The organism is Bradyrhizobium sp. A11 (assembly GCF_042077125.1).
GTDB lineage: Bacteria > Pseudomonadota > Alphaproteobacteria > Rhizobiales > Xanthobacteraceae > Bradyrhizobium > Bradyrhizobium japonicum_B.
On the sequence record NZ_CP149509.1, the window covers coordinates 3,745,854 to 3,769,411 of the forward strand.

Sequence of the window (23,558 nt, forward strand, 5' to 3'; positions counted from 1 at the left end):
GGGGACGGCACGCGCCACTTACTTCTGCGGCAGGTTCACCCGCACATGCAGCTCACGGAGCTGCTTGGTCGTCGCTTCCGACGGGGCGCCCATCAGGAGGTCCATGGCCTGCTGGTTCATCGGGAACAGCGATATCTCGCGCAGATTCGTGGTGCCACAGAGCAGCATCACGATGCGGTCGACGCCTGCGGCCATGCCGCCATGCGGCGGCGCGCCATACTGGAAGGCGCGGTACATGCCGCCGAAGCGGTCGACCACCTCCTGTTCGCCGTAGCCTGCGATCTCGAACGCCTTCACCATTGCTTCCGGCACGTGGTTGCGGATGCCGCCCGAGGCGATCTCGTAGCCGTTGCAGGTGATGTCGTACTGGAACGCCTTGATGGTCAGCGGATCCTGGCCCTTCAGCGCCTCGAGGCCGCCCTGCGGCATCGAGAACGGGTTGTGCGAGAAGTCGACCTTCTTGTCGTCCTCGTTGTACTCGTACATCGGGAAATCGACGATCCAGGCGAGCTCGAACCGCTCCTTGTCGGTGAGATTCAATTCCTCGCCGACCTTGTTGCGGGCAAGGCCCGAGAACTTCCAGAACTTGTCGGGATCGCCGGCGACGAAGAAGGCGGCATCGCCTTCCTTGACGCCGAGCTGCGCGCGGATCGCAGCGGTGCGCTCGGGACCGATATTGTTGGCGAGCGGGCCTGCGCCCTCGCCGCCCTCGCGCCACATGATGTAGCCGAGGCCGGGCTGACCCTCGCCCTGCGCCCACGAGTTCATGCGGTCGCAGAACGCGCGGCTGCCACCGCCCGGCGCCGGGATCGCCCAGACCTGGTTCTTGGGATCCTCGAGCATGCGCGCGAATACCTTGAAGCCCGAGCCGCGGAAGTGCTCGGAGACGTCCTGCATCTCGATGGGGTTGCGCAGGTCCGGCTTGTCGCTGCCATATTTGCGCAAGGCTTCGGCGAACGGAATCCGGCGCCAGCCCTTGGTCACCGGCTTGCCTTTCGCGAACTCCTCGAACACGCCGGTGATGACCGGCTCCATCGCCGCGAACACGTCGTCCTGCGTGACGAAGCTCATCTCGACGTCGAGCTGGTAGAATTCGCCGGGCAGACGGTCGGCGCGCGGGTCCTCGTCGCGGAAGCACGGCGCTATCTGGAAATAGCGGTCGAAGCCCGACATCATCAGCAGCTGCTTGTATTGCTGCGGCGCCTGCGGCAGCGCGTAGAACTTGCCGGGATGGATGCGCGACGGGACGAGGAAGTCACGCGCGCCTTCCGGCGAGGACGCGGTCAGGATCGGGGTGTTGAACTCGAAGAAGCCCTGCTCCTCCATGCGCCGGCGCATCGACTTGATGATCGCGACGCGCGTCATGATGTTCTGGTGCAGTTTTTCGCGACGCAGGTCGAGGAAGCGATACTTGAGGCGGATGTCTTCGGGGTATTCCTGGTCGCCGAACACCGGCAGCGGCAGGTCGCCGGCCGGGCCCAGCACCTCGATCTCGCTGATATAGACCTCGACCTTGCCTGTCGGCAGGTCGTCATTGTCGGTGCCGTCGGGGCGGCGGCGGGCCTTGCCGTCCATCCGCACCACGAATTCCGAGCGCAGCTTCTCGGCCAGCGAGAACGCCGGCGAGTCCGGATCGACCACGCACTGGGTCAGGCCGTAATGGTCGCGCAGGTCGATGAACAGCACGCCGCCATGGTCGCGGACGCGATGGACCCAGCCCGAAAGCCGGACCGTCTCGCCGATGTTGCTCTCGCGGAGCGCGCCGCATGTATGTGACCGGTAGCGATGCATGGTCGTCCCAAAATCGATGTCTGAGGAGTCGAATCGGACCGCCGGAAACGGCCGGTCCGAGATTGCGGCAGGGTTTACCCGACGAGGCCCGAGGCGGCAACCAAGGGAACGCGCTGTTTTGGACCCGGAGGGCCCCTTTTTGGCTTATCAGGGACCGATCCTTTGCCATCAGGCGTTCCAGCCCTATCTTGAGACCATGACGGTGCATTTCCCCTTCCAGAACTCCTATTCGGCGCTGCCGGACAGCTTCTTTGCCCGCGTCGCGCCGACGCCGGTCGCCGCCCCCCGGCTGATCAAGCTGAACCGGCCGCTGGCGGTCCAGCTCGGGCTCGATCCTGACCTGCTGGAGACGCCGGAGGGCGCGGCGATCCTGGCCGGCAAGACGGTTCCCGAAGGCGCCGATCCCATCGCCATGGCCTATGCCGGGCACCAGTTCGGGCATTTCGTGCCTCAGCTCGGCGACGGCCGCGCCATCCTGCTCGGCGAGGTCATCGACAGGGAGGGCGTCCGGCGCGATATCCAACTCAAGGGCTCGGGCCCGACCCCCTTCTCCCGCCGCGGCGACGGCCGCGCCGCGCTCGGGCCGGTGCTGCGGGAATACATCGTCAGCGAAGCGATGTTCGCTTTGGGCATTCCCACCACGCGCTCGCTCGCCGCCGTCGTCACCGGCGAGCACGTCATCCGCGAGACCGCGCTGCCCGGCGCGGTGCTGACCCGGATCGCCTCCAGCCACATCCGCGTCGGCACCTTCCAGTTCTTCGCCGCGCGCGGCAACACCGAGGCGATCCGCGCCCTCGCCGATCACGTCATTGCGCGACATTACCCTGAGCTGCGCGAGGTGGAGCGGCCCTATCACGCGCTGCTCGCGGCGGTCGTCGCGCGCCAGGCCGACCTCGTCGCGTGCTGGCTGCTGGTCGGCTTCATCCACGGCGTGATGAACACCGACAACAGCTCCATTTCAGGCGAGACCATCGATTACGGCCCCTGCGCCTTCATGGATGCCTACAATCCCGCGCAGGTGTTTTCGTCGATCGACGAGATGGGCCGCTACGCCTATGCCAACCAGCCGCGCATTGCGTTGTGGAATCTGACCCGGCTCGCCGAATGCCTGCTGCCGCTGTTCGCGGACGAGCAGGAAAAGGCGGTCGCCGAAGCCCAGGACATTCTCGGCGCCTTCTCCGACCAGTTCAGCGCCGCTTATCAGGCGGGCCTGCGCCGGAAGGTCGGCCTGTTCACGGAGCGCGACGGCGACGAGGCGCTGATCCAGGACCTGCTGGATGCCATGGCCAAGAACCAGGCCGACTTCACCCTCACCTTCCGCAAGCTCGGCGATGCCGCGGCCGACGATGGCACCGACGTGCGCGCCCAGTTCATGGAGCCCGCCGCCTTCGACGAATGGGCCGGACGCTGGCGCGCGCGCATCGCGCTGGAGCCGCAGAGCGCAGCCGAGCGGCAGGCCGCCATGCACGCCGTCAATCCGCTCTTCATCCCGCGCAACCACCGCGTCGAAGCCGTGATCCAGGCCGCGGTGAATGACGACGATTACGCGCCGTTCGAAGAATTGGTTAAGGTGCTGGCGAGGCCGTTCGAGAACCAGCCGGAATATGCGGCATATGCCGATCCGCCGCTGCCGGACCAGCGGGTGTTGCAGACGTTCTGCGGGACGTGAGGCGGGTTCGACCGCGCACCACCATCTCTAATTGATCCAGGGCATGATTGCGCCTTGCGCGGTCCAACCCTGTCGCGCAGGCGTTGTGGACGCGTCCCGCCCGCCGGAGCCGCTGTCATCAAACTGAAACACACGCGCTCTAACCGCCTGTCAGGGTCGTCTTGCCGGAGGCGCCCGTCCTCCAACGATCCTGACAAGCGCCATGCCCTTCAAATTCATCCACCTCACCGACACGCATCTCGCCAATCCCGGCTTGACGCTCTACGGCCTCGATCCGCGCGCCCGGCTGGATGCGGCGATTGCCGACATCAACCAGCATCAGTCCGACGCCGCCTTTGCGGTGGTGACCGGCGACCTCACCCATTGGGGCGAGGCTGAGTCCTATGCCAATTTCGCCGAAGCGATGGCCGCGCTGACAATTCCCTACATCGCCATGGTCGGCAATCACGACCGCCGCGTCATCTGCCTCGAGGCGCTGAAGGCCGCGCCGCGCGATGCCAACGGTTTCGTGCAGGGCACGAAGACCACCGAGCACGGCCTGTTCGTCTTCCTCGACACCTTGGACGAGACCAGCCACGCCGGCGAGATGTGTGCCAAGCGCCTCGGCTGGCTCGCGAGCACGCTGGCGGCCGCGCCAGCCGACCAAGAATTCGTCGTCTTCATGCACCATCCGCCCTTCCCGCTTGGCGTCCACGCCATGGACGACATCGGGCTGAAGCAAAGCGCGGAGTTCGCCGAGGTGATCGCGCCCTACCGCGCTCGCATCCGGCACCTGTTCTTCGGCCATGTGCACCGGCCGATCTTCGGCAGTTTTGGCAAGATCCCGTTCTCGACACTGCGCGGCACCAACCACCAGGTCTGGTTCGAGCTCGACCAGAGCGCGCCGCACCTCGCCAGCCACGAGCCGCCGGCCTATGGCGTCGTGCTGATCGACGACGACAACATCGTCGTGCACAGCCACGACTTCCTCGACGAAAGCCTGCGCTTCCCGTTCGAGCCGCCCGCGGGAATGGACGGCCGCGACTATGCGCTCAACTTCGCGACACGGTGAGATGAGCCTCGCTGAACCCGCGGCTCTCCCGGTCGCGACCTCGGCGGCGCCGCGCCTCGACATCCTGCGGCGCCTCACCACCCGCTTCCAAGCCTCGCTGCCGGCCTATCTTCTGCTGCTGCCCTCGCTGGTCTTCCTCGCGTTGTTCACCTATGGCGCTTTGGGACGCGTGTTCGTCGATGCGCTGTATCAGCGCACGACGCCGAAGGCGCCGGTCCGTTTCGTCGGTCTCGACAATATCAGCGCGGTGACGGCCGACCCCGCCTTCACCGGCGCCGTCGTCAACAATCTCGTCTACGCCGTCGGCACGGCGGTCCCGAGCATCGCGCTGGCGCTACTGTTCGCGCTGGCGCTGTCGCGCACCCACGCCGTCAGCAGCGCGCTGCGCGCCGCGCTGTTCCTGCCGGTGCTGATCCCGATGGTCGCGGCCTCCGCGCTGTTCATGTTCATCTTCCTGCCCAATGTCGGCCTGCTCGACTATTACATCGGCCGGCTGCTTCCGGTGCTGCCGAACTGGCTCGGCGATCCCGACGTCGCGCTCTACGCGATCATGGTCATCACGATCTGGAAGAACGCCGGCTATTACATGCTGTTCTTCCTCGCCGGCCTCCAGGCGGTGCCCGAGGACGTGATGGAGGCAGCCCATCTCGACGGCGCGGGTCCCTATCAGCGCCTGCGTCACATCATCCTGCCGGAGCTCAAGCCCACCTTCCTGTTCGTCACCGTCATCGCGATCCTCAACGCGGTGACGCAGGTCGACCACGTCTTCGTCATGACCCAGGGCGGGCCGTCGAACTCCACCAATCTCGTGCTGTTCTACATCTACCAGCAGGCGGTGGAGCATTACGATATCGGCAAGGCCTCGGCCGCGACCCTCCTGACGCTCGCCGCGCTGATGGGCCTCACCGCGCTCTCGTTCCGTACCATGGCCAGCCGCGAGGGCGGGTCATGAAGCTGATCGACTGGCTCGCCAAGGACGCCCCGCTCGCCACCCGCAATGAGATCACGCCGAAGCTCGGCTTTCTGCTGACCGTGCTGCTCGCGATCGTCTGGCTCATTCCCTTCCTGTGGATGGTCGTGGCGACGCTGCGCCCGGCCTCCGACGGCATCAACGCCATGGCCGAGCTGATGCCGAGCCTGAAGCCGACGCTCGACAAGGTCAGGGATGCCTGGGAGATCGGCGATTTCCCGCGCTACACGCTCAACACCACGATCATCTGCGCTGGCATCCTGCTGGTGCAGTTCGTCACCATCACGCTCGCCGGCTTTGCCTTCGCGCGCCTGAAATTCGTCGGCAAGACGCTGATCTTCTACCTGTTCCTGATGCAGCTGATGCTGGTGCCGGTGCTGCTGATCGTGCCGAACCTCTCGCTGGTAGCGCAGCTCGGTCTCTACGACACGCTCACCGGCGTGATGATGCCGTTCTTTGCCTCCGCCTTCGGCACCTTCCTGATGCGCCAGGCCTTCGAGGCGATTCCGACCGAGCTGGAAGACGCCGCCCTGATCGACGGCGCCAGCCTCATTCAGCGCATCCGCCACATCTACGTGCCGCTGTCGATGCCGAGCTTCTCGGCCTTCGCCATCATCTCGGTGACCAGCCATTGGAACGACTTCCTGTGGCCGCTGATGGTGATCAATTCGCCCGACAAGCGTCCGCTCACGGTCGGCCTCTCCGTCTTCACCAAGACCGCCGAAGGCACGCAGGCCTGGGGCACCATCGCCGCCGGCACGCTGATGGTGATCACCCCGCTGCTCGTCACCTTCCTGATCTTCCAGAAGCGCTTCATCAGCTCTTTCGTCACCTCAGGCATCAAATAGGAGATTCTTCGATGCTGTTTTCCCGCAGGCTTGCACTCGGCCTCGCCATGATAGGCACCATGGCCGGCGCCCTCGCCTTCCCGGCGATGGCCGAAGGCCCGACCGAGATCGATCTGTTCTTCCCGGTCCCGGTCGACGGCAAGCTCGCCCGCGACATGGGCACCCTGATCAAGGAGTTCAACGAGACCCATCGCGACATCAAGGCGACCGCGGTCTACACCGGCTCCTACGACGACACGCTGATCAAGACGCGCGCCGCGATCAAGGCCGGCAAGCCGCCGTCCGCCGTGATCATGTCGGCCAACTTCCTGCTCGACATGCAGATCGAGAACGAGCTCACCAATCTCGACGCGCTGATCAAGGCCGACGGCACCACCAAGGAGCAGTTCCTCGGCCAGTTCTTCCCCGCGCTGCACGGCAATGCGGTGATCAACCGCTCGGTCTACGGCGTGCCGTTCCACAATTCGACGCCGCTGCTCTACATCAATGCCGACAAGGCCAAGGAAGCGGGCCTCGATCCGAGCAAGCCGCCGCAGACCTGGGCCGAGCTCACCGACTGGGCCAAGAAGCTGACCAAGCGCGAGGGCGACAAGGTGACCCAATGGGGCATCGCGATCCCCTGCGCCTATGATTATTGCGGCTGGATGATGGAAACGCTCACCATGAGCAATGGCGGGCGCTATTACAACGAGGAGTTCGGCGGCGAGGTCTATTACGACACGCCCTCGATGCTGGGGGCGCTCTCCTGGTGGAACGACCTCGTCGCCAAGCACAAGGTCCACCCGCCCGGCGCAACGCCCGGCCCGGCCGTCAGCACCTCCTTCATCTCGGGCAATGCCGCGATGATGATGCTGTCGACGGGCTCGCTCACTTACGTGCGCGACAACGCCAAGTTCAATTACAAGGTCGCCTTCATCCCACGCAACGTCCGCAACGCCGTGCCGATCGGCGGCGCCTCGCTGATCGTTCCGGCCGGTCTCGAAGCCGACAAGCAGAAGGCCGCCTGGACGCTGATCAAGTGGATGACCTCGCCCGAGAAGAGCGGCTGGTGGAGCCGCGCCACCGGCTATTTCGCGCCCAACATGGCGGCATACAAGACGCCCGAGATGGTCGACTTCCTGAACAAGAACCCCGACGCCAAGACCGCCGTCGAGCAGCTCGACGTCGCCAAGCCATGGTTTGCGACCTACAAGACCGTGCCCGTGCGCAAGAACCTCGAGGACGAGGTGATGCTGGTCCTCAACGGCAAGAAGCAGCCGAAGGAAGCCCTCGCCGCCGCCCAGAAGGCCGCCGACGAGACGCTGAAGCCGTACAATGCGGAGACTTCGCTGAAGCTGCCGTAAAGCGACCGACATCAGCAAACGATCATTCGGCGCTCCGTCATGCGGGGCGCCGAATGCGCTTTGGGATGGCGCGAGCTCAGATCGTCACCACGATCTTGCCGAATTGTTCGTTCGACTCCAGGAAGCGATGCGCCTCGACGATCTCGTCAAACCTGAACGTCCTCGCGATAACAGGCTTCAGCGTGCCGTCCGCCAAGCCGTCGAGAACGAACGCCTTGGCCCGCGCAAGGCGCGGGGGATCGCTGATGATCTCGTGTACCAGATAGCCGCGCAGCGTTAGGCTCTTCGTCAGGACGCTGAACAGCGGAAACGGCGTCGGCGCGGGGCTGAGCCCGCCATATTCGATTAGGATACCACCCGACGACATTGCCGCGGTCAGCGGCTCGAACGCGGGACCGCCGACCGCGTCGAATACCACGCGGACGCCAGTTGAGCCTGCGATCCGCTCAAGTAGCAATCGGATGTCCTCTTCGTCCGAGGCGATGACATGGGCGGCGCCGGCATCGTGCAAAGCGCAACGCTTGGCCGAGGTGCGCGTCAGGGCAACCGGGATAGCGCCAACCCGGTTCGCGATCTGGATGGCGGCAAGCCCGACACTGCTCGATGCCGCCGTGATGGCGACTACGTCTCCGCGCCGAAGTCCGGCGATGTCGACCAGAGCGCCGTAGGCTGTCAGAAATTGCATCCACACCGCAGCCGCCGCCTCGAAGCAAAGCTCCGGCGGATGCTTCACGACGAGTTCGGCGGGAAATGTCGCGATCTCGGCATAGGCCGGCCATCGCACCATCGACATCGGCGGCACGATGCTCACGGCGTCGCCCGGCGCAAATCCGGACACGCCTTCACCGATGGCCTCGACAAGCCCGGCCGCCTCCAGACCGAGACCCGACGGGAGTTTCGCGGTCTCGATATAGGTGCCTCGCCGCAACAACGCTTCCGCACGGTTGAGGCCGAGGGCCTTGACCCGGATCTGAACCTCGCCCTTTGCCGGCGCTGGAACCTCGACAGTCTCGAGGTGCAGCACCGCGGGGCCGCCATGTTGATGAAAGCGAACGACGCGTGCCATGAGACACTCCAACAGTTGAACTGAATGGAGCTATGCCGCCCCCGGAGAAGCGGATAAATCGCTGAAACGGGCGAACAGTCGAAACCAGGAGTTTGCAATCGTGGACCGCCTCACCAGCATGGCCGTGTTCGTTCGGGCGGTCGATCTCGGCTCCTTCGCGGCCGCGGCCGATGCCCTGGAAATGTCGAGCCCGATGGTCGGCAAGCATGTGCGCTTCCTCGAAGAGCGGCTTGGCGTCCGCCTCCTCAACCGCACCACGCGCCGCCAGAGCCTGACCGAGGCCGGGCAGGCCTATTACGAGCGTTGTCGCGTGGTGCTGCTCGAAGCGGACGCCGCCGATGCCGTCGTTGCCGACGAATTGTCCGAGCCGCGCGGCAGGCTGCGCGTGACCATGCCGGCCCTGCTAGGCCGGCACTGCATCGCTCCCTTGCTGATGAAGCTCGCGCGAAAACATCCGCGGCTCGAACTCGACCTCTCCTTCGGCGATCCGATCGCCGACATCATCGAGGCCGGCTACGACCTTGCGATCCGGACCGGCGATCTCGACGACCAGTCCGGCGTGATCGCACGCCGCATCGCAAGCCAGCGCATGGTGGTGTGCGGCGCGCGCTCGTACTTACGGGCGAGCGGCAAGCCGAAATCGATCGACGATCTCACCGCACATCAGGCGATCATCTATCGCCGCTCGGGGCACGTCCGTCCTTGGCTGTTTCCACAAGGCGGGTCCGTGCGCGAGATCATGCCGTCCGGCAGGCTACGGCTCGACGATCTCGAGGCGATTGCCGATGCCGCCACGCAGGGCATGGGGCTCGCCTGGCTGCCGTACTGGCTGGTCCGCGAGCGCCTCGCCACCGGCGCGCTGATCCATCTCCTCAGCGGCCATCCAGAATTCCTCTACGAATGCCACGCGCTGTGGCCGCGCTCACCCCACTTGCCGCCAAAGGTCCGAGTGGCCGTGGATACCTTGGCCGCAGCCCTGCCGAAGCTGATGACATAAAGGACGGTTTCCGCCGTTAACCCCCCGTCCACCATCCGGATGCGCCTACCGCCGGTAACCATTGGAATTAACAGACCCTCAACATACCCCCGACAAATCTATCAATGTTTCTGGAGATTTCGCCGTGGATCTGTTGGTTTTCGAGTTCCTGGGGCTGGCGCTGGTCGTCATGTGCGTGATCGTGGTGGCGCTGCCCTGCGCCCGCAAATCCTCGCACCGGGTCCGTTACGAATAGGAATTTCGTCGGAAAAAGCGATTCCGGCCCCGATGCAAGGCTCGAATTCGCATCGAGCCCCTTGACATCACAGCACTTTCGGCAGAACGGCTGATACCAAGTGTCATGGGCCGTTCATGGATTTGATTACCACCACCGCTGACCTCGCGGCTGCCTGCAGCCGGCTGGCCAAGCACCCCGTCATAACCGTCGATACCGAGTTCCTGCGCGAGACCACCTACTACCCGCTGCTGTGCGTGGTTCAGATGGCCAGCGCCGAGGAAGCCATCGTCATTGACACCCTGGCTGCCGGCATCGACCTCAAGCCGTTCTTCGAGCTGATGGCCAACGAGAGCGTGCTGAAGGTCTTCCACGCCGCCCGTCAGGACATCGAGATCATCTGGCATCAGGCCGGCATCATCCCGCACCCGGTGTTCGATACCCAGGTCGCCGCGATGGTGCTCGGTTACGGCGACAGCATCGCCTACGACGCCCTGGTCGAGAAGGTTACCGGCCACCGTCCGGACAAGACCCACCGCTTCACCGACTGGTCGCGCCGGCCGCTGACCAAGGAGCAGATGCATTACGCGGTATCCGACGTCACCCACCTGCGTGACGTGTTCGCCGCGCTCGACGCCGACCTCAAAAAGCGCCGCCGCAGCGAATGGGTCTCCATCGAGATGGAGGTCCTCACCTCCCCCCGAACCTACGACTTCCATCCCGAGCGGGCCTGGGAGCGGCTGAAGACCCGCGTGCGCAAGCCGAAGGATCTCGCGGTGCTGATGGAGGTCGCGGCCTGGCGCGAGCAGGAGGCGCAGAGCCGCGACGTGCCGCGCGGCCGCGTGCTGCGCGACGAGGCGATCACCGACATCGCCACCCACGCGCCGACCACGCTGGAGAAGCTCGCCCATCTGCGCTCGGTGCCGAAAGGGTTCGAGAAATCCAAATGGGGCGCGGACATCGTCGCCGCGGTCGAGCGCGGGCTCAAGCGGGATTTTGCGACGCTGCCGAAGCTGGAAAAGCCGCGCAACAATTCCAACGGCGCCGCCATCGTCGAGCTGTTGAAGGTGCTGCTGCGCATGACCGCCGAGCGCCACGCGGTCGCCAGCAAGGTGATCGCGACGGTCGACGACCTCGAGGAGATCGCGGCCGACGACGAGGCCGACGTGCCCGCCTTGCGCGGCTGGCGCCGCGAATTGTTCGGCGATGCCGCGCTCAAGCTGAAGCGCGGCGAGCTGGCGCTGGCGATCGAAAAGGGGCGCGTGATCGGGGTGCAGCGGGCGTAGTCGGCCAGCACGATCGTCACAGCGGCGGCAGAGCCGGATCCTCATCCTGAGGAGCGCGGAACGCGCGTCTCGAAGGATGAAGGCCCGGCTGGTGGCCTCGCCCTTCGAGACGCGCGCAACGTGCGCGCTCCTCAGGGTGAGGGTCCACCATCTCCAATGCTGCTCTACGCCGGCGTCAGCTTGGCGACTTCCGCCTTCATGTCGTCCAGCACGCCCGAGATCGCGGCGACCAGATCGTCGATGTGGGATTTGTTGACGATCAGCGGCGGGCAGATGGCAATGGCGTCCAGCATGTTGCGCGAGATCACGCCACGCTCCTGGAGCATGCGGCTGGCAATGCCGCCGACCGCGCCAGGCGTTGCCGCTGCCGTCTTGCGCCCCTTGTCGAGCACGAGCTCGATCGCCGCGATCATGCCGACGCCGCGGACCTCTCCGACCAGCGGATGGCTGGTGAGCTCGCGCAAACGGCCCTGCATGTAAGCGCCGAGCTCGGCCGCATGCGCGACCAAGCCGCGTTCCTCGATGATCTTGAGGTTCTCCAGCGCGATCGCCGAGCCGACCGGATGGCCGCCGGCGGTAAAACCGTGGCCGAGCACGCCGATCTTGTTGCTCTCGTCCGCGATCGGCTCGAACATGCGGTCGTTCATGATGATCGCCGAGAGAGGGAAATAGCTCGACGTGATCTGCTTGGAGACCACGATCGCATCCGGCTTGATGCCATAGGTCTCGCAACCGAACATCTTGCCGGTGCGGCCGAAGCCGCAGATCACCTCGTCGGCGACCAGGAGGATGTCATACTTCTTCAGGACCGCCTGGATCTTGTCCCAATAGGTCGCCGGCGGCACGACGACGCCGCCCGCCCCCATCACCGGCTCGCCGAAGAACGCCGCGATCGTATCGGGCCCTTCCTTCTGGATCAGCGCGTCGAGCTCCTCCGCGCGGCGCGTCGCAAACGTCTCCTCGCTCTCGCCGGCGGCGCCGTCCTTGTAGAAGTGCGGCGAGCCCGTGTGCAGAATGTTCGGCAGCGGCAGGTCGAAGGAGCGGTGATTGTTCGGCAGGCCCGTGAGGCTGGCGGAGGCGATGGTGACGCCATGATAGGCGCGCATCCGGCTGATCACCTTCTTGCGCTGCGGCTGGCCGAGCGCGTTGGAGCGATAGGCGATCAGCTTCAACACGGTGTCGTTGGCTTCCGAGCCGGAATTGGTGAAGAACACCTTGCTCATCGCAACCGGCGCGAGCGCGACCAGCTTCTCGGCGAGATCGATCGAGGGCCCGTGCGATTTGGCGGAGAAGGTGTGATAGAACGGCAGCGCCTGCATCTGCTTGTGCGCCGCCTCGACGAGCCGCTTCTCGTTGAAGCCGAGCCCGACGCTCCACAGCCCGGCCATCGCCTCGAAATAGCGCTTGCCCGACGCATCGAAGACGTAAGGACCATCACCGCGTTCGATCACCAGGGGACCGGCCTGCTGATGCGTGCGCGCGTTGGTGTAGGGATGGAGCTGATAGGCCACATCCCGGGCCTCTTGCGAATTGGGCAGCATGGACATTTGCGAGGATCCTTGAAAGCGTCACGTCGCAGGCATAGCCGGCGTCATCACTCGATGATCAGTCCCTTGGCTATTGCGACAGCGCAGAACTTGCAACGCCAATTCGCCGGCAGCAAGCGCTCAGCAGCGTTGCACAAAGCCGCAGACGACAAAGCCGCGCATCACGGAGCGGCACATCACGGAACGCCACATCGCAGACCGCATGTCATAACGTCTGGGGGGCCGCTCTCACGCCGCGCCGTCGTCATGCCCGTCGTCGGCGCCGGCTGCGGCTTCCCTCACCTCCACCAGCGCCATCGACAGCAGATAGACCGTCGTCGGCAGACCAAGCCTGCGCGCCTTCTCGGCGGCATGCGACAGGTCGCTGGCCAGCTCCTTGAGCTCGTCTCCCCGTGACAATCCCGCACCCCATCCGCCGGTTGCGGCCGCCTACACCGCAACGACGCCGCTGGTTCTGATCAGTTCGGCGCTAGACTGGATTGTAGCAAAATTCCCGACCACATTCACTACCGCATGCTTATAGGCGGCGGCATCGCCCGTGCCCGGCTGGCGGCAAGCCACGGCGTCGGCGACGACCTGGTAGCGATGGCTGCGGTGAAACCCGTCGGCGGCGGTGGCCAGGATCGTCTCGTCCAGGGAAAACCCGACCAGAATGCAGCGCACATTGCGGATATTGGACATGTAGTCCACAAACCGCGACGAGCTGTAGGCGGACGGCAGCGGGTGCTCGAACGTCAGTTCCCCCGGCCGCGGCTTCATCTCCGCGATCCAATCAGTCAGCCTGGATGCCGGATTGAACCAGGCGGCCTGCGCGATGCGCTTCAGGTGCATCACCGGCCACAGATTGCCGCGCCACAGCGTCAGGAGTTCCAGGCAGCGCGCCATGGCGCCGTCGCCGTCGAGGATGACGTGGCGGCGCCCTGGGGTCAGATATTCGATCTGCAGATCCGCGCAGACCAGGATCGGCGGATCGTCGTGGATGGAAGCCAGCATTATGTTGCGCCGAGCTGCACCAGTTTCAGCGGTCGGCGAGCGCGAGGTCCCGCAGCGGTGAGGTCACCGCCCGCCCCGCCGAGGCGTCGAGCACGCCCGGCCGGTCCCAATCGCCCTCGGGACGGATGATCACATAGGGATCGCTGTCCAGCGTGATCGCGTCCGGGCCCGGCTCGATCTCCAGCAGCATCTCCGTGTAGGAAAAATCCGAGAAGGTGATCTTGCGATTATGGCCGAGCGGCTTGGCGCCGAAATGCGCCCAGAAATCGACCAGCCTGTCCTGCGCCTGACCGTAGATCTTGCGAAATCCCTTGCGCTTCACGTAGTCCACGCTGGCCTGCACCAGCTTGAACGAGACGCGCGAGCGCCGGTATTGGTGCCGCACCGCGAGCCGCTCCACCTTGGCGAAATCGCCGAAGAAGCGCACCCGCAGGCAGCCCGCAGGCTCGTTGCCGACGAAGCCGATGAAGTGCGCCGCGACCATGTCGTTGCCGTCGAACTCCTCCTCGAACGGACAATCCTGCTCGGCGAGATAGACCGCGGAGCGAATGGCGGTGACCAGCATGAGATCGTTTGGATCTCGCGCAAGGCGGATGGTGATGGCGCGGGAACTGGGCTTGGCGACGGGAATCCTAGTACCGTGCATCTGCAAAACTCCTTGCTTGAATGATTGCGCCCGGCATGCTCATCGGCTGCCGATGCCAGGGCCGCTCGTAGCACCAGAGGTCGGGCTGGAAGCTTGGGACCGGTGCAAAGCCGGTCGCCCTCATGATGTTGCGTCCGGCCACCGTTGACGGCTGCGCATAGCAATCCGCGCCGCGAAACCTTAGCTGTCGCAGATGTGCCGCCGCCTTGCCGAGACCGGCAATGCCCCGCCCCGTCGCCGCGATCGCCCAGATGTAGATGGCGGCGACGTCTTCCTTCGCGGAAGCGAGATAGCGCGTCTCGGGCGCGGTAAGGCAGATCTCGTCGAGCAGCAGCGCATCATGCCCGCGGTCATTGAGAAACAGGAAGGCCATGCCGCCGACGAGATGGCCTTTTCGGCTGAACGTCAGAATGCTCTGGGGATCGAACGTGGCGTATCGCGCAAGCTCTTCCGCTCCGATCCGCACGCCCGGCACCAGCCGGTGCGCCATCTGCGCCAGCGCGGCTATTTCGGAAGATTGCGCGCACCGGACGTCCACATCCGGGCTCAGCGGCAAGGCATCGAAATCATGCCTTGCGGCAAACGAGCCCCTTTCCATACCCATATCACGCCTCTATCGTTCGAGGCTTTCGTGCCCCGCTACGCCGAGGAGCTTAGCGGCTGGAGATCAGGAGTATGCCCCAGTTATTGCACCGGGGTGCTGCGATGACGCAGCACGGTGAAGAGGCCCTGGATGCGTCCTGGGACGATTTGAAACTGTTTTTAGCATGCGCAAAATATAAAAGTTTCCGCAACGCCGCCGAGGAACTCGGGCTCACCTCGACCACGCTGATGCGCCGGGTCGACCGGCTCGAAGAGAGCATCGGCTGCAAGCTGTTCCTGCGCGACCAGAGCGGGCTCACGCTCAGCGATGAAGGCACAGCAATGATCGCCGACGTTGCGCATATGGAGCGTCATGCCTTCAACGTCTTCCGGCGCGCATCGCGATCGTCGAACGACACCTCGGGCACCGTGCGCGTCGCGGTGACGGAAGGGCCCGGCAATTTCTGGATCCTGCCGCGACTGATCGACTTCCAGAAGACCTACCGCAGGATCACCGTCGATCTGCGCTGCGCGATGGAGCAGGCCGACGTCGCACGGCTTGAATCGGACATCGCGATCCAGCTCGAGCCGCCGACCAATCCCGACCTGATCGTCACCAAGCTCGGCCGCCTGCACATCTATCCCTTCGTCTCCAAGGAGTACGAAAGCCTCTACGGAGTACCGGCAACCCTTGCGGAGCTGAAGGACCACCGCATCATCAAGCAGAGCGCACCGCAGGTCGACGACGGCGCCTACGCCCGCGTGCTCGGACTGAAGTCGCTGGAGGGCATCGTCGGGATCAAGACCAATTCCTCGGTCGGGGTGCTCTATGCCGTCGAACGCGGCGCCGGCATCGGCTTCCTGCCGACGGTCTCGATCGCACTCGGCGCGCCGCTGATCGCCGTCGATCTCGGCGTCAGCCACCACGCCGATCTCTGGCTCACCTATCACAAGGAGTTCCGCGCCTCCGAGCGCCACAAGATCGTGGTCGACTGGCTGAAGAAGATCTTCGATCCCAAAACCTATCCCTGCTTCCGCGACGAGTTCATCCATCCGAACGCGCTGGTGCCGATGATGGCGGCCGCGCGCGAGGGATTTGGGCTGACGGGATATGTCGCCACGACGCCGGCTTGAGCGCCGACGAGCCTAAGCTCACCATTTGTACTCGAAGCCGACCGTGCCCTGGTGCGAGGTCAGCTCGTTGCGAAACTTGCCGTCGTAATTGACGTAGAGCCGCGCCACGCTGGTCAGGCTGAGCGAAGCCGAGGCGCCGGCATCCGCGCCATAGCGGCTCTCCCCGATGCCGGGAACGACGATGTTCTGGGTTCCCAGGCTGACCTGGATCGAGCCGAGATCCTGGTGAAAATTGTCGACGAACTTGCCGTAGGCGGACAGGTCGAGGATTTTCTGGTCGATGACGAAGTAGCGGCCGATCTCGGCCCCGATCATGACGCGTGCGCGCGCGAGCGCCGTCGAGCCGACGTTGAGCGGATCGAGCCCGCCGGTCTCCTGGAACGCCGCGCTGGTGGCGCGCACATATTCCAACGCCCCCTTGGGAACGACCCGCATCTGGTCTTGGGTCCAGTAATAGCTGATCTCGGTCAGCGCGCCGTCGATCGCCGCGCGATAACCCGCGGTCGCAAGGCCGAGACCGGTGTCGCGGCTGGAGCGGACCTTGCCGAAGCCGTGCACCACGGCGAAGGCCCAGGTCCACGGGCCCTTGTCGACCGAGCCGCTGAAACCGATTTGCGTCAGGTCGAGCGTCGCCGATTGCAGCGCCAGCGGCACGTCGACATCGGTGTGGCTCTGGTCGACCGAGAAGCCGAGATTGACACCCGGCGCAACGCGCGCGCCAAAGCCGGCGACGCCGCCAACCGTCTTGCGCTTGTCGCCGACGAAGTCGCCTTGCGCGTCGGTGCGCACCGAGATGCCGTAGCCCTCGACCCAGGTGCGATAGCGCGGATCTTCCGTGCTCGCCGATGCGCCGCCGCCGCCGGGATTGGTCCGGAACGCCCGGTTGAAACCACCCGAGGCCTGGTTGCCGAGCCGCTCGAGGAAGCTGGAGCCGAGATTGAGTGCGCCGTTGCGGACCGACTGGTCGTAATTGGTCGATGTCGGCGTCGGGATCGGGGTCGGTGACGGCGTGGGTGTCGGGGTCGGCGTGGGCGTCGGGCTTTGCGCCAGGACTGGCGACATGGCCGACATCATCACGACGATCGCAAGCGCCATCGCGATCGCGGCCGCGACCCTGCCGACGCGGCCACGCCCGATCGTCTGCCGTGTCCCGGAGGGCTGCGATGTGCAGCACATGACGACAAATCCCGAAAGCCAATGGCGACGCGCAAGATGCAACGCGCACGCAAGCCGCGATTTGGGCCGAACTGCTCCGGAGGGTCAACCGCTTAGCATGCCGGCACGCAGGCTATTGCCTCGATTGTGGTTCCGCAGCCACAGGTCGGAAATTGCAGATCGGTCCGGCCTGCCTGCCCTTGAAATTCGCGCTCTGCTTGCTAACGCGCGATTTTCATGTTGCAATATCGGACACAATCGGAATTGGCCGCTCGACTGTGCGTTTCGCGACATTGCGCCTCAAGACTCGAACAGACTTCGGAAGCCCGTTTGTGGCGTGGCACGCGAAAAGCGGCCGCGTCTTTTTTGTATCTAGTGGAGGAGACTAGCGATGCCGCAAAAGGGCACCGTCAAATGGTTCAACCCGACCAAGGGCTATGGGTTCATCAAGCCGAACGGTGGCGACAAGGATGTGTTCGTTCACATCTCCGCCGTCGAGCGCGCTGGACTCTCGACCCTCAACGAAAACCAGGTGGTTGAATACGACCTCGTGGAGAACCGCGGCAAATCCTCCGCGGAGAACCTCAAGGTCTCCTGATGTCTCTCGGCGTGAAGCGCGAGAGACCATGACGTGGCCCCCCGGCTCTGCCGGGGGATTTTGTTTGGGGAGACCGCTGCGGGGGCGGGGCTTCAGCTCACCACCGGCGAAACCAAAAAATTCTCCGACGGCCCGCTTCCATCGGTCTTGCAGACATCGCCCTCGATCCGGACCTTGCCAGTCGCGAGCAGCCGCAGCGCTTCGGGGTAGATGCGGTGCTCGACCTCGAGGATGCGCTCCGACAGCGTATCTCCCGTGTCGTGATCGCTGACGGGAACCGCGCCCTGCATCACGATCGGGCCGGCATCGGTCTCGGGGATCACGAAGTGCACCGTGGCACCCGACAGCTTGACGCCGGCGCGCAAGGCCTGGCCGTGCGGATCGAGGCCGGGGAACGACGGCAGCAGCGAGGGATGGATGTTGAGCATCCGTCCGTACCAGGCCTTGGTGAATTCGGCCGTGAACAGGCGCATGAAACCGCCGAGACAGATCAGCTCGATGCCGTGCTCATCGAGCGCGGCCTGCAGCACCTTCTCGAAGCCGGCGCGGTCCTTGCCGAACGGCTTGCTCTCGATCACCAGCGTGCTCACGCCCGCCGCCTTGGCCCGTTCGAGCCCGGGCGCATCGGCCTTGTTCGAGATGACGAGCGAGATTTCGGCCGGGAAATCCGCCGAGCTTGCGGCCCTGATCAGCGCGGCCATGTTGGAGCCGCGGCCGGAGATCAGGATGGCGACGCGGCGCTTCATCACAGCGCCAGATCGAGATGGCCGTTATAGACGACGCGGTGCTCGCCCTCGGCCGGGATCACGGTGCCAAGCTGCGCCACGGTCTCGCCGGCATCGGTGAAGACCTCGATCACCTGATCGACCTTGTCAGGCTCGACGATCGCGATCATGCCGATGCCGCAATTGAAGGTGCGCAGCATCTCCAGCTCGGCAATGCCGGCCTGCGCCGCCAGCCATTTGAACACCGGCAGCACCGGCAGGCGCGCGAGGTCGATGCCGACGCCGAGGTCCTTCGGCAGCACGCGCGGAATGTTGTCGGTGAAGCCGCCGCCGGTGATATGGGCAAGGCCCTTCACCGCGCCGGTCTCGCGGATCGCGCGCAGGCAGGACTTGACGTAGAGCCGTGTGGGCGTCAGCAGCGCGCCGCCGAGCGTCATCACGGGTGCGAACGGTGCCTGCGCCGCGAAGCCGAGGCCGGATTGTTCCACGATCTTGCGCACCAGCGAAAAGCCGTTGGAATGCACGCCCGACGAGGCAAGGCCAATCACGGCATCGCCCGCCGCGATGTCCTTGCGGGGCAGCAGCGTGCCCCGCTCCGCCGCTCCGACGGCAAAGCCGCCGAGGTCGTAATCGCCGTCCTTGTAGAGGCCGGGCATCTCGGCGGTCTCACCGCCGATCAAGGCGCAGCCGGATTCGCGGCAGCCTTCCGCGACGCCCGCGACGATCGAAGCCGTGGCCTCGGGGTCGAGCTTGCCGCAGGCGAAATAGTCCAGGAAGAACAGCGGTTCGGCACCCTGCACCACGAGATCGTTGACGCTCATGGCGACGAGGTCGATGCCGATCCCGCCGTGCAGCCCGGTCTCGATCGCGATCTTGACCTTAGTGCCGACGCCGTCGGTCGCGGCCACGAGGACGGGATCCTTAAAGCCGGCCGCCTTGAGGTCGAACAGGCCGCCGAAGCCGCCGATCTCGGCATCGGCCCCCGGCCGCGCCGTGGCGCGCACCATCGGCTTGATCAGATCGACCAGGCGGTTGCCCGCATCGATATCGACGCCTGAATCGGCGTAAGTGAGGCCGTTTTTGCGGTCGGTCATGCCCGATTTCCAGTGGGGTTGCGGCTGGTTACGTCGAATTCCGGGGACACGCAATGGCTCGCGTGGCGCACCGCCATATACTATGTAGAGATATCAACCGGTTCAGCCTCCCGAGGGGCCGGATTTCGAGGTAGACCGGGTGCCGGGAAGCGCTTTCGTGAGTATTCCGAACATCATTACGCTGGGCCGCATCATGCTGGTCCCGATCATCGTCTGGGCCATCGTGTCGAGCCAAATGGAGGTCGCGTTCGCCGTCTTCCTGATCGCCGGTATCAGCGACGCCGTGGACGGCTTCCTGGCCAAGCGTTTCAACATGACGAGCGAGCTTGGGGCCCTGCTCGACCCGCTCGCGGACAAGGCCCTGCTGGTCTCGATCTACATGGCGCTGGGCATCTGGGGCGCGATCCCGCGCTGGATCGTGATCCTGGTGGTCTCGCGCGACATCATGATCGTCGCCGCCGTGATCATATCCTGGCTGTTCGACCGGCCGGTCGAGATGAAGCCGTCGAAAGTGTCCAAGCTCAACACGGTGGCACAGGTGGCGTTCGCGGCGCTGGTGCTGGCGGCACTTGCCTTCGGCTTCAAGCCGGCTCCTTATGATATCATCCTGATGGGCCTCGTCACGGTCTTCACGCTCACGTCGGTGTCGCTCTATCTCGTCGGGTGGCTGCGGCACATGAGCACGATCGAGGCCAAGTGAGAGCGGACGACAAGTGAGAGCGGACGGGGTGGGAGCGGAAGCGGCCCCGCAAGAGGCCAATTCCGCTCGATCAAGTCGCATTTCTCTTCAAACGGGCCGGCGCGCCGGCAGGAGCAAAGCAAGCGTGGCAGGCCGCGTCCATCCCCGACAATTGGCGTTTACGCTTCCGCATGCGGAGAGCCTCAGCCGGGACAATTTCCTCGAGGGCCCCGCCAACGCGGCCGGCGTGGCCCTGATCGACAGCTGGCCGGAATGGCCGAACCGGATCATGTGGCTCGCCGGCCCCGAAGGCAGTGGCAAGAGCCACCTCGCCGCGATCTGGGCCGACATCTCAGGCGCCCGCTCGGCTGCGGCCAACGTCCTGACGGCCGCCGGCGTTCCGGGCGCGCTCGCCACCGGCGCCCTGGTGGTCGAGGATCTCCGGGCGGGCGATTTCGACGAGCGCGCCCTCTTCCACCTGATGAACCTTGCCCGCGAGGACGGCGCCTACGTGCTCTTCACCGGGCGCGAGGTGCCGGCCGCGCTCGAAATCGAGCTTCGCGACCTGCGCTCGCGCCTGCGCGCCGTGCCTGTGGTCACGCTGCTGCCCCCGGACGACCAGCTCTTCCGCGGTCTGATCTTGAAATTCTGTGCCGACCGCCAGCTCAATGTGGACGAGAGCGTGGTCGGCTATCTCGCCACCCGCCTGGAGCGGTCCTCGGCCGCCGCCCGCCAGGCCGTGGAACTGCTCGACAGCGAGGCCCTGCGGCTCGGCCGTCCCGTCACCAGGGCGCTGGCCGCCGAGCTGCTGCGGGACGCCTGACGCTCGCCCGCCCGGGAGTCGCGGAGCCCGCTTGACGCCGCCAAGCGGCGGAACATCAATGTCATCGAAACGTCATCGCTGTAACACATGCTCCCGCGGGTTTTGCGCATAGATCGCAAAGTGAGGCGAGACAGGATGGACCGACTTCTGATGGACTCTGCGCAAGCCATTGAAATAAAAGAGAAAATTCCGGAGGCCGAAGGCCTGCCGGCGATCGCGGCCAGCCCCGAACGATTCATCAATCGCGAGCTCTCCTGGCTGCATTTCAACCGCCGCGTCCTGGAGGAATCCGTCAATTCCAGCCACCCCGTGCTGGAGCGGGTGCGATTCCTGTCGATTTCGGCGAATAACCTCGACGAATTCTTCATGGTCCGCGTCGCCGGTATCAAGGCCCAGGTGCGCGAGGGCATTGCCGAACGCAGCCCCGACGGCCTGACGCCGTCCGAGCAACTCGCGCTGATCAACCGCACCGTGTCCGAGCTTGCCTCCGACCAGCAGGCGATCTGGCGCGACCTGCGCGGCACGCTGGCCGATGTCGGCATCGTGCTGGTCGACGGCAAGGATGTCAGCAAGGCGGAACGGACCTGGATCGAGGACTACTTCCTCAACAACGTGTTCCCGCTGCTGACGCCGCTGGCAATCGACCCGGCCCACCCCTTCCCGTTCATCCCGAGCCTCGGCTTCACCATCGCGCTCCAGCTCACGCGCGCTGCCGACGGCAAGCAGATGAACGCGCTGATCCGCATGCCCGGCAAGATCGACCGCTTCATCCGCCTGCCGGCCGACGGCAAGATCGTTCGGCTGATCTCGCTGGAACAGGCAACCGCCCTGTTCATCAACCGCTTGTTCCCCGGCTATAACCTGCACGGCCAGGGCGCCTTCCGGATCATCCGCGACTCCGAGCTCGAGATCGAGGAAGAGGCGGAAGACCTCGTCCGCCTGTTCGAGACGGCACTGAAGCGCCGCCGCCGCGGGTCGGTGATCCGGCTCGAGATCGACGCCAAGATGCCGGAGCAGCTGCGCAGCTTCGTTCAGCACGCACTTTCTGCCGCCGATGACGAGGTCTTCCTGGTCGACGGCGTGCAGGCGATGAACGAGCTCTCGCAGCTCACCCGCCTCGACCGTCCCGATCTCGAATTCACCCCTTACGTGCCGCGCCACCCCGAGCGCGTGCGCGAGCACGGCGGCGACATCTTTGCCGCGATTCGGCAGAAGGACCTCGTCGTCCATCACCCCTACGAATCCTTCGACGTTGTGGTGCAGTTCCTGCAGCAGGCCGCACGCGACCCCGACGTCGTTGCGATCAAGCAGACGCTCTACCGCACCTCCAACAACTCGCCGATCGTGCGCACGCTCGCTGAAGCCGCCGAGGCCGGCAAGTCCGTCACGGCGCTGATCGAGCTGAAGGCGCGCTTCGACGAGGAAGCCAACATCCGCTGGGCCCGCGACCTCGAACGCGCCGGCGTGCAGGTCGTCTACGGCTTCCTCGAGCTGAAGACGCACGCGAAGCTCTCGATGGTGGTGCGCCGCGAGGGCGGCAGCCTCACCACCTATGTTCATACCGGCACCGGCAATTATCACCCGGTCACCGCACGCATCTACACCGACCTCTCCTATTTCACCTCGGATCCGACCATCGGCCGCGATGCCGCGCGCGTGTTCAACTTCATCACCGGCTACGCCGCGCCGAGCGATCTGGAAAAGATGGCGGTGTCGCCGCTCACCCTGCGCAAGCGCATCATCGAGCACATCCAGGGCGAGACCGCGCATGCGCGGCACGGCCGGCACGGCGCGGTCTGGATGAAGATGAATGCGCTGGTCGACCCCGACATCATCGACGCGCTCTACGAGGCCTCGCAGGCGGGCGTGCAGGTCGAGCTCGTGGTGCGCGGCATCTGTTGCCTGCGCCCCGGCATTCCCGGCCTGTCCGAGAACATCCGCGTCAAGTCGATCATCGGCCGCTTCCTGGAACACGGCCGAATCTACTGCTTCGGCATGGGCCAAGGCCTGCCGAGCGCCAAGGCGGCTGTGTATATCTCCTCTGCCGACATGATGCCGCGCAACCTCGACCGCCGCGTCGAGGTGCTGTGCCCGCTGCAAAATCCGACGGTGCATCAGCAGGTTCTCGAACAGATCATGGTCGCCAACCTGAAAGACAACGAGCAGAGCTGGCAGTTGTTGCCGGATGGGTCCTCAACGCGTATGAAGACCGCGAAAGGCGAGGAGCCTTTCAACGTCCACAACTACTTCATGACAAATCCGAGTCTGTCTGGCCGTGGAAAGTCGCTCAAGGAATCCTCGCCGCGTCGTCTCACGCGCCGGAACGAACGCCATCAATCCTGATCCG

General features: G+C 65.1%; 22 protein-coding genes. 12 read left to right on the forward strand and 10 right to left on the reverse strand.

What is annotated here, in order from left to right:
- Positions 1–18: 18 nt before the first annotated feature.
- Positions 19–1,791 (reverse strand): aspartate--tRNA ligase, encoded by a 1,773-nt coding sequence (aspS, locus tag WI560_RS17445; RefSeq protein WP_375304182.1) that lies wholly within the window; start codon positions 1,789–1,791, stop codon positions 19–21.
- A 196-nt stretch (positions 1,792–1,987) separates the two neighbouring features.
- Between aspS and WI560_RS17450 the strand changes: the two genes are divergently transcribed.
- The 5 genes from WI560_RS17450 (at position 1,988) to WI560_RS17470 (ending at position 7,672) form a co-directional block, all read left to right on the forward strand.
- On the forward strand, positions 1,988–3,460 hold the full coding sequence (locus tag WI560_RS17450; protein ID WP_375308861.1) for a YdiU family protein: 1,473 nt from the start codon (positions 1,988–1,990) through the stop codon (positions 3,458–3,460).
- Positions 3,461–3,662: 202 nt separating this feature from the next.
- Positions 3,663–4,511: a phosphodiesterase gene (locus WI560_RS17455; protein ID WP_375304183.1), complete on the forward strand. Its 849-nt coding sequence runs from the start codon at positions 3,663–3,665 to the stop codon at positions 4,509–4,511.
- A gap of 1 nt (position 4,512) precedes the next feature.
- Positions 4,513–5,463, forward strand: a complete 951-nt coding sequence (locus WI560_RS17460) for a carbohydrate ABC transporter permease (protein WP_375304184.1) — start codon at positions 4,513–4,515, stop codon at positions 5,461–5,463.
- Positions 5,460–6,329, forward strand: coding sequence for a carbohydrate ABC transporter permease (locus tag WI560_RS17465; protein WP_375304185.1), 870 nt, complete (start codon positions 5,460–5,462; stop codon positions 6,327–6,329). The genes WI560_RS17460 and WI560_RS17465 overlap by 4 nt, the downstream gene beginning before the upstream one ends.
- A gap of 11 nt (positions 6,330–6,340) precedes the next feature.
- Positions 6,341–7,672, forward strand: coding sequence for an ABC transporter substrate-binding protein (locus WI560_RS17470; RefSeq protein ID WP_375304186.1), 1,332 nt, complete (start codon positions 6,341–6,343; stop codon positions 7,670–7,672).
- 76 nt (positions 7,673–7,748) lie between these two features.
- Here WI560_RS17470 and WI560_RS17475 read toward each other — a convergent pair whose 3' ends face one another.
- Entirely contained in the window at positions 7,749–8,738 is a 990-nt protein-coding gene (locus WI560_RS17475) for a zinc-dependent alcohol dehydrogenase family protein (protein WP_375304187.1), read from the reverse strand.
- Between the two features lie 100 nt (positions 8,739–8,838).
- On the opposite strand from WI560_RS17475, the gene WI560_RS17480 reads away from it, so the two are divergent.
- Entirely contained in the window at positions 8,839–9,735 is an 897-nt protein-coding gene (locus WI560_RS17480; protein WP_375304188.1) for a LysR family transcriptional regulator, read from the forward strand.
- A gap of 351 nt (positions 9,736–10,086) precedes the next feature.
- Positions 10,087–11,235 (forward strand): ribonuclease D, encoded by a 1,149-nt coding sequence (gene rnd, locus WI560_RS17485; protein ID WP_375304189.1) that lies wholly within the window; start codon positions 10,087–10,089, stop codon positions 11,233–11,235.
- A gap of 164 nt (positions 11,236–11,399) precedes the next feature.
- Here rnd and WI560_RS17490 read toward each other — a convergent pair whose 3' ends face one another.
- From WI560_RS17490 to WI560_RS17510, 5 genes are all read right to left on the reverse strand, one after another.
- Positions 11,400–12,782 carry an aspartate aminotransferase family protein gene (locus WI560_RS17490; RefSeq protein ID WP_375304190.1) on the reverse strand — a complete coding sequence of 461 codons (1,383 nt, stop codon included), beginning with the start codon at positions 12,780–12,782 and terminating at the stop codon, positions 11,400–11,402.
- A gap of 228 nt (positions 12,783–13,010) precedes the next feature.
- Complete coding sequence (locus WI560_RS17495) at positions 13,011–13,181, reverse strand: hypothetical protein (RefSeq protein WP_375304191.1); 171 nt, start codon at positions 13,179–13,181, stop codon at positions 13,011–13,013.
- Between the two features lie 30 nt (positions 13,182–13,211).
- Positions 13,212–13,775, reverse strand: coding sequence for an isochorismatase family protein (locus WI560_RS17500; RefSeq protein ID WP_375304192.1), 564 nt, complete (start codon positions 13,773–13,775; stop codon positions 13,212–13,214).
- 25 nt (positions 13,776–13,800) lie between these two features.
- The gene (locus WI560_RS17505) at positions 13,801–14,421 is read right to left on the reverse strand and encodes a GNAT family N-acetyltransferase (protein WP_028136800.1); all 621 of its coding nucleotides are present in this window, start codon (positions 14,419–14,421) and stop codon (positions 13,801–13,803) included.
- Positions 14,408–15,025, reverse strand: a complete 618-nt coding sequence (locus WI560_RS17510) for a hypothetical protein (RefSeq protein WP_375304193.1) — start codon at positions 15,023–15,025, stop codon at positions 14,408–14,410. Before WI560_RS17510 ends, WI560_RS17505 begins: the two co-directional genes overlap by 14 nt.
- A gap of 71 nt (positions 15,026–15,096) precedes the next feature.
- Between WI560_RS17510 and WI560_RS17515 the strand changes: the two genes are divergently transcribed.
- Positions 15,097–16,137, forward strand: a complete 1,041-nt coding sequence (locus tag WI560_RS17515) for a LysR family transcriptional regulator (RefSeq protein WP_375304194.1) — start codon at positions 15,097–15,099, stop codon at positions 16,135–16,137.
- 18 nt (positions 16,138–16,155) lie between these two features.
- On the opposite strand, the gene WI560_RS17520 is transcribed toward WI560_RS17515, so the two are convergent.
- The gene (locus WI560_RS17520; protein ID WP_375304195.1) at positions 16,156–17,313 is read right to left on the reverse strand and encodes an autotransporter outer membrane beta-barrel domain-containing protein; all 1,158 of its coding nucleotides are present in this window, start codon (positions 17,311–17,313) and stop codon (positions 16,156–16,158) included.
- 370 nt (positions 17,314–17,683) lie between these two features.
- Between WI560_RS17520 and WI560_RS17525 the strand changes: the two genes are divergently transcribed.
- Entirely contained in the window at positions 17,684–17,890 is a 207-nt protein-coding gene (locus WI560_RS17525; RefSeq protein WP_008551638.1) for a cold-shock protein, read from the forward strand.
- A gap of 92 nt (positions 17,891–17,982) precedes the next feature.
- Here the strand turns inward: WI560_RS17525 and purN are convergent, their stop codons facing one another.
- Both purN and purM read right to left on the reverse strand, forming a co-directional pair.
- Complete coding sequence (gene purN, locus WI560_RS17530; protein ID WP_375304196.1) at positions 17,983–18,636, reverse strand: phosphoribosylglycinamide formyltransferase; 654 nt, start codon at positions 18,634–18,636, stop codon at positions 17,983–17,985.
- On the reverse strand, positions 18,636–19,709 hold the full coding sequence (gene purM / locus WI560_RS17535; RefSeq protein ID WP_375304197.1) for a phosphoribosylformylglycinamidine cyclo-ligase: 1,074 nt from the start codon (positions 19,707–19,709) through the stop codon (positions 18,636–18,638). Before purM ends, purN begins: the two co-directional genes overlap by 1 nt.
- Positions 19,710–19,866: 157 nt before the next feature.
- Here purM and WI560_RS17540 point away from each other — a divergent pair, with 157 nt between their 5' ends.
- The 3 genes from WI560_RS17540 (at position 19,867) to WI560_RS17550 (ending at position 23,554) form a co-directional block, all read left to right on the forward strand.
- Positions 19,867–20,409: a CDP-alcohol phosphatidyltransferase family protein gene (locus WI560_RS17540; protein ID WP_257180347.1), complete on the forward strand. Its 543-nt coding sequence runs from the start codon at positions 19,867–19,869 to the stop codon at positions 20,407–20,409.
- 124 nt (positions 20,410–20,533) lie between these two features.
- Positions 20,534–21,211: a chromosomal replication initiator DnaA gene (locus WI560_RS17545; RefSeq protein ID WP_375304198.1), complete on the forward strand. Its 678-nt coding sequence runs from the start codon at positions 20,534–20,536 to the stop codon at positions 21,209–21,211.
- 150 nt (positions 21,212–21,361) lie between these two features.
- The gene (locus WI560_RS17550; RefSeq protein ID WP_375308862.1) at positions 21,362–23,554 is read left to right on the forward strand and encodes an RNA degradosome polyphosphate kinase; all 2,193 of its coding nucleotides are present in this window, start codon (positions 21,362–21,364) and stop codon (positions 23,552–23,554) included.
- Positions 23,555–23,558: the final 4 nt, after the last annotated feature.

Excerpts from the sequence above, each read along its gene's own strand:
- purN (WP_375304196.1), bottom strand. The coding sequence starts at position 18,636 with ATGAAGCGCCGCGTCGCCATCCTGATCTCCGGCCGCGGCTCCAACATG.
- WI560_RS17450 (WP_375308861.1), top strand. The coding sequence starts at position 1,988 with ATGACGGTGCATTTCCCCTTCCAGAACTCCTATTCGGCGCTGCCGGAC.
- WI560_RS17475 (WP_375304187.1), bottom strand. The coding sequence starts at position 8,738 with ATGGCACGCGTCGTTCGCTTTCATCAACATGGCGGCCCCGCGGTGCTG.
- WI560_RS17500 (WP_375304192.1), bottom strand. The coding sequence starts at position 13,775 with ATGCTGGCTTCCATCCACGACGATCCGCCGATCCTGGTCTGCGCGGAT.
- WI560_RS17470 (WP_375304186.1), top strand. The coding sequence starts at position 6,341 with ATGCTGTTTTCCCGCAGGCTTGCACTCGGCCTCGCCATGATAGGCACC.
- WI560_RS17505 (WP_028136800.1), bottom strand. The coding sequence starts at position 14,421 with ATGCACGGTACTAGGATTCCCGTCGCCAAGCCCAGTTCCCGCGCCATC.
- WI560_RS17510 (WP_375304193.1), bottom strand. The coding sequence starts at position 15,025 with ATGGGTATGGAAAGGGGCTCGTTTGCCGCAAGGCATGATTTCGATGCC.
- WI560_RS17490 (WP_375304190.1), bottom strand. The coding sequence starts at position 12,782 with ATGTCCATGCTGCCCAATTCGCAAGAGGCCCGGGATGTGGCCTATCAG.
- WI560_RS17515 (WP_375304194.1), top strand. The coding sequence starts at position 15,097 with ATGCCCCAGTTATTGCACCGGGGTGCTGCGATGACGCAGCACGGTGAA.
- WI560_RS17550 (WP_375308862.1), top strand. The coding sequence starts at position 21,362 with ATGGACTCTGCGCAAGCCATTGAAATAAAAGAGAAAATTCCGGAGGCC.
- rnd (WP_375304189.1), top strand. The coding sequence starts at position 10,087 with ATGGATTTGATTACCACCACCGCTGACCTCGCGGCTGCCTGCAGCCGG.
- WI560_RS17525 (WP_008551638.1), top strand. The coding sequence starts at position 17,684 with ATGCCGCAAAAGGGCACCGTCAAATGGTTCAACCCGACCAAGGGCTAT.
- purM (WP_375304197.1), bottom strand. The coding sequence starts at position 19,709 with ATGACCGACCGCAAAAACGGCCTCACTTACGCCGATTCAGGCGTCGAT.
- WI560_RS17520 (WP_375304195.1), bottom strand. The coding sequence starts at position 17,313 with ATGTGCTGCACATCGCAGCCCTCCGGGACACGGCAGACGATCGGGCGT.
- WI560_RS17460 (WP_375304184.1), top strand. The coding sequence starts at position 4,513 with ATGAGCCTCGCTGAACCCGCGGCTCTCCCGGTCGCGACCTCGGCGGCG.
- WI560_RS17465 (WP_375304185.1), top strand. The coding sequence starts at position 5,460 with ATGAAGCTGATCGACTGGCTCGCCAAGGACGCCCCGCTCGCCACCCGC.
- aspS (WP_375304182.1), bottom strand. The coding sequence starts at position 1,791 with ATGCATCGCTACCGGTCACATACATGCGGCGCGCTCCGCGAGAGCAAC.
- WI560_RS17455 (WP_375304183.1), top strand. The coding sequence starts at position 3,663 with ATGCCCTTCAAATTCATCCACCTCACCGACACGCATCTCGCCAATCCC.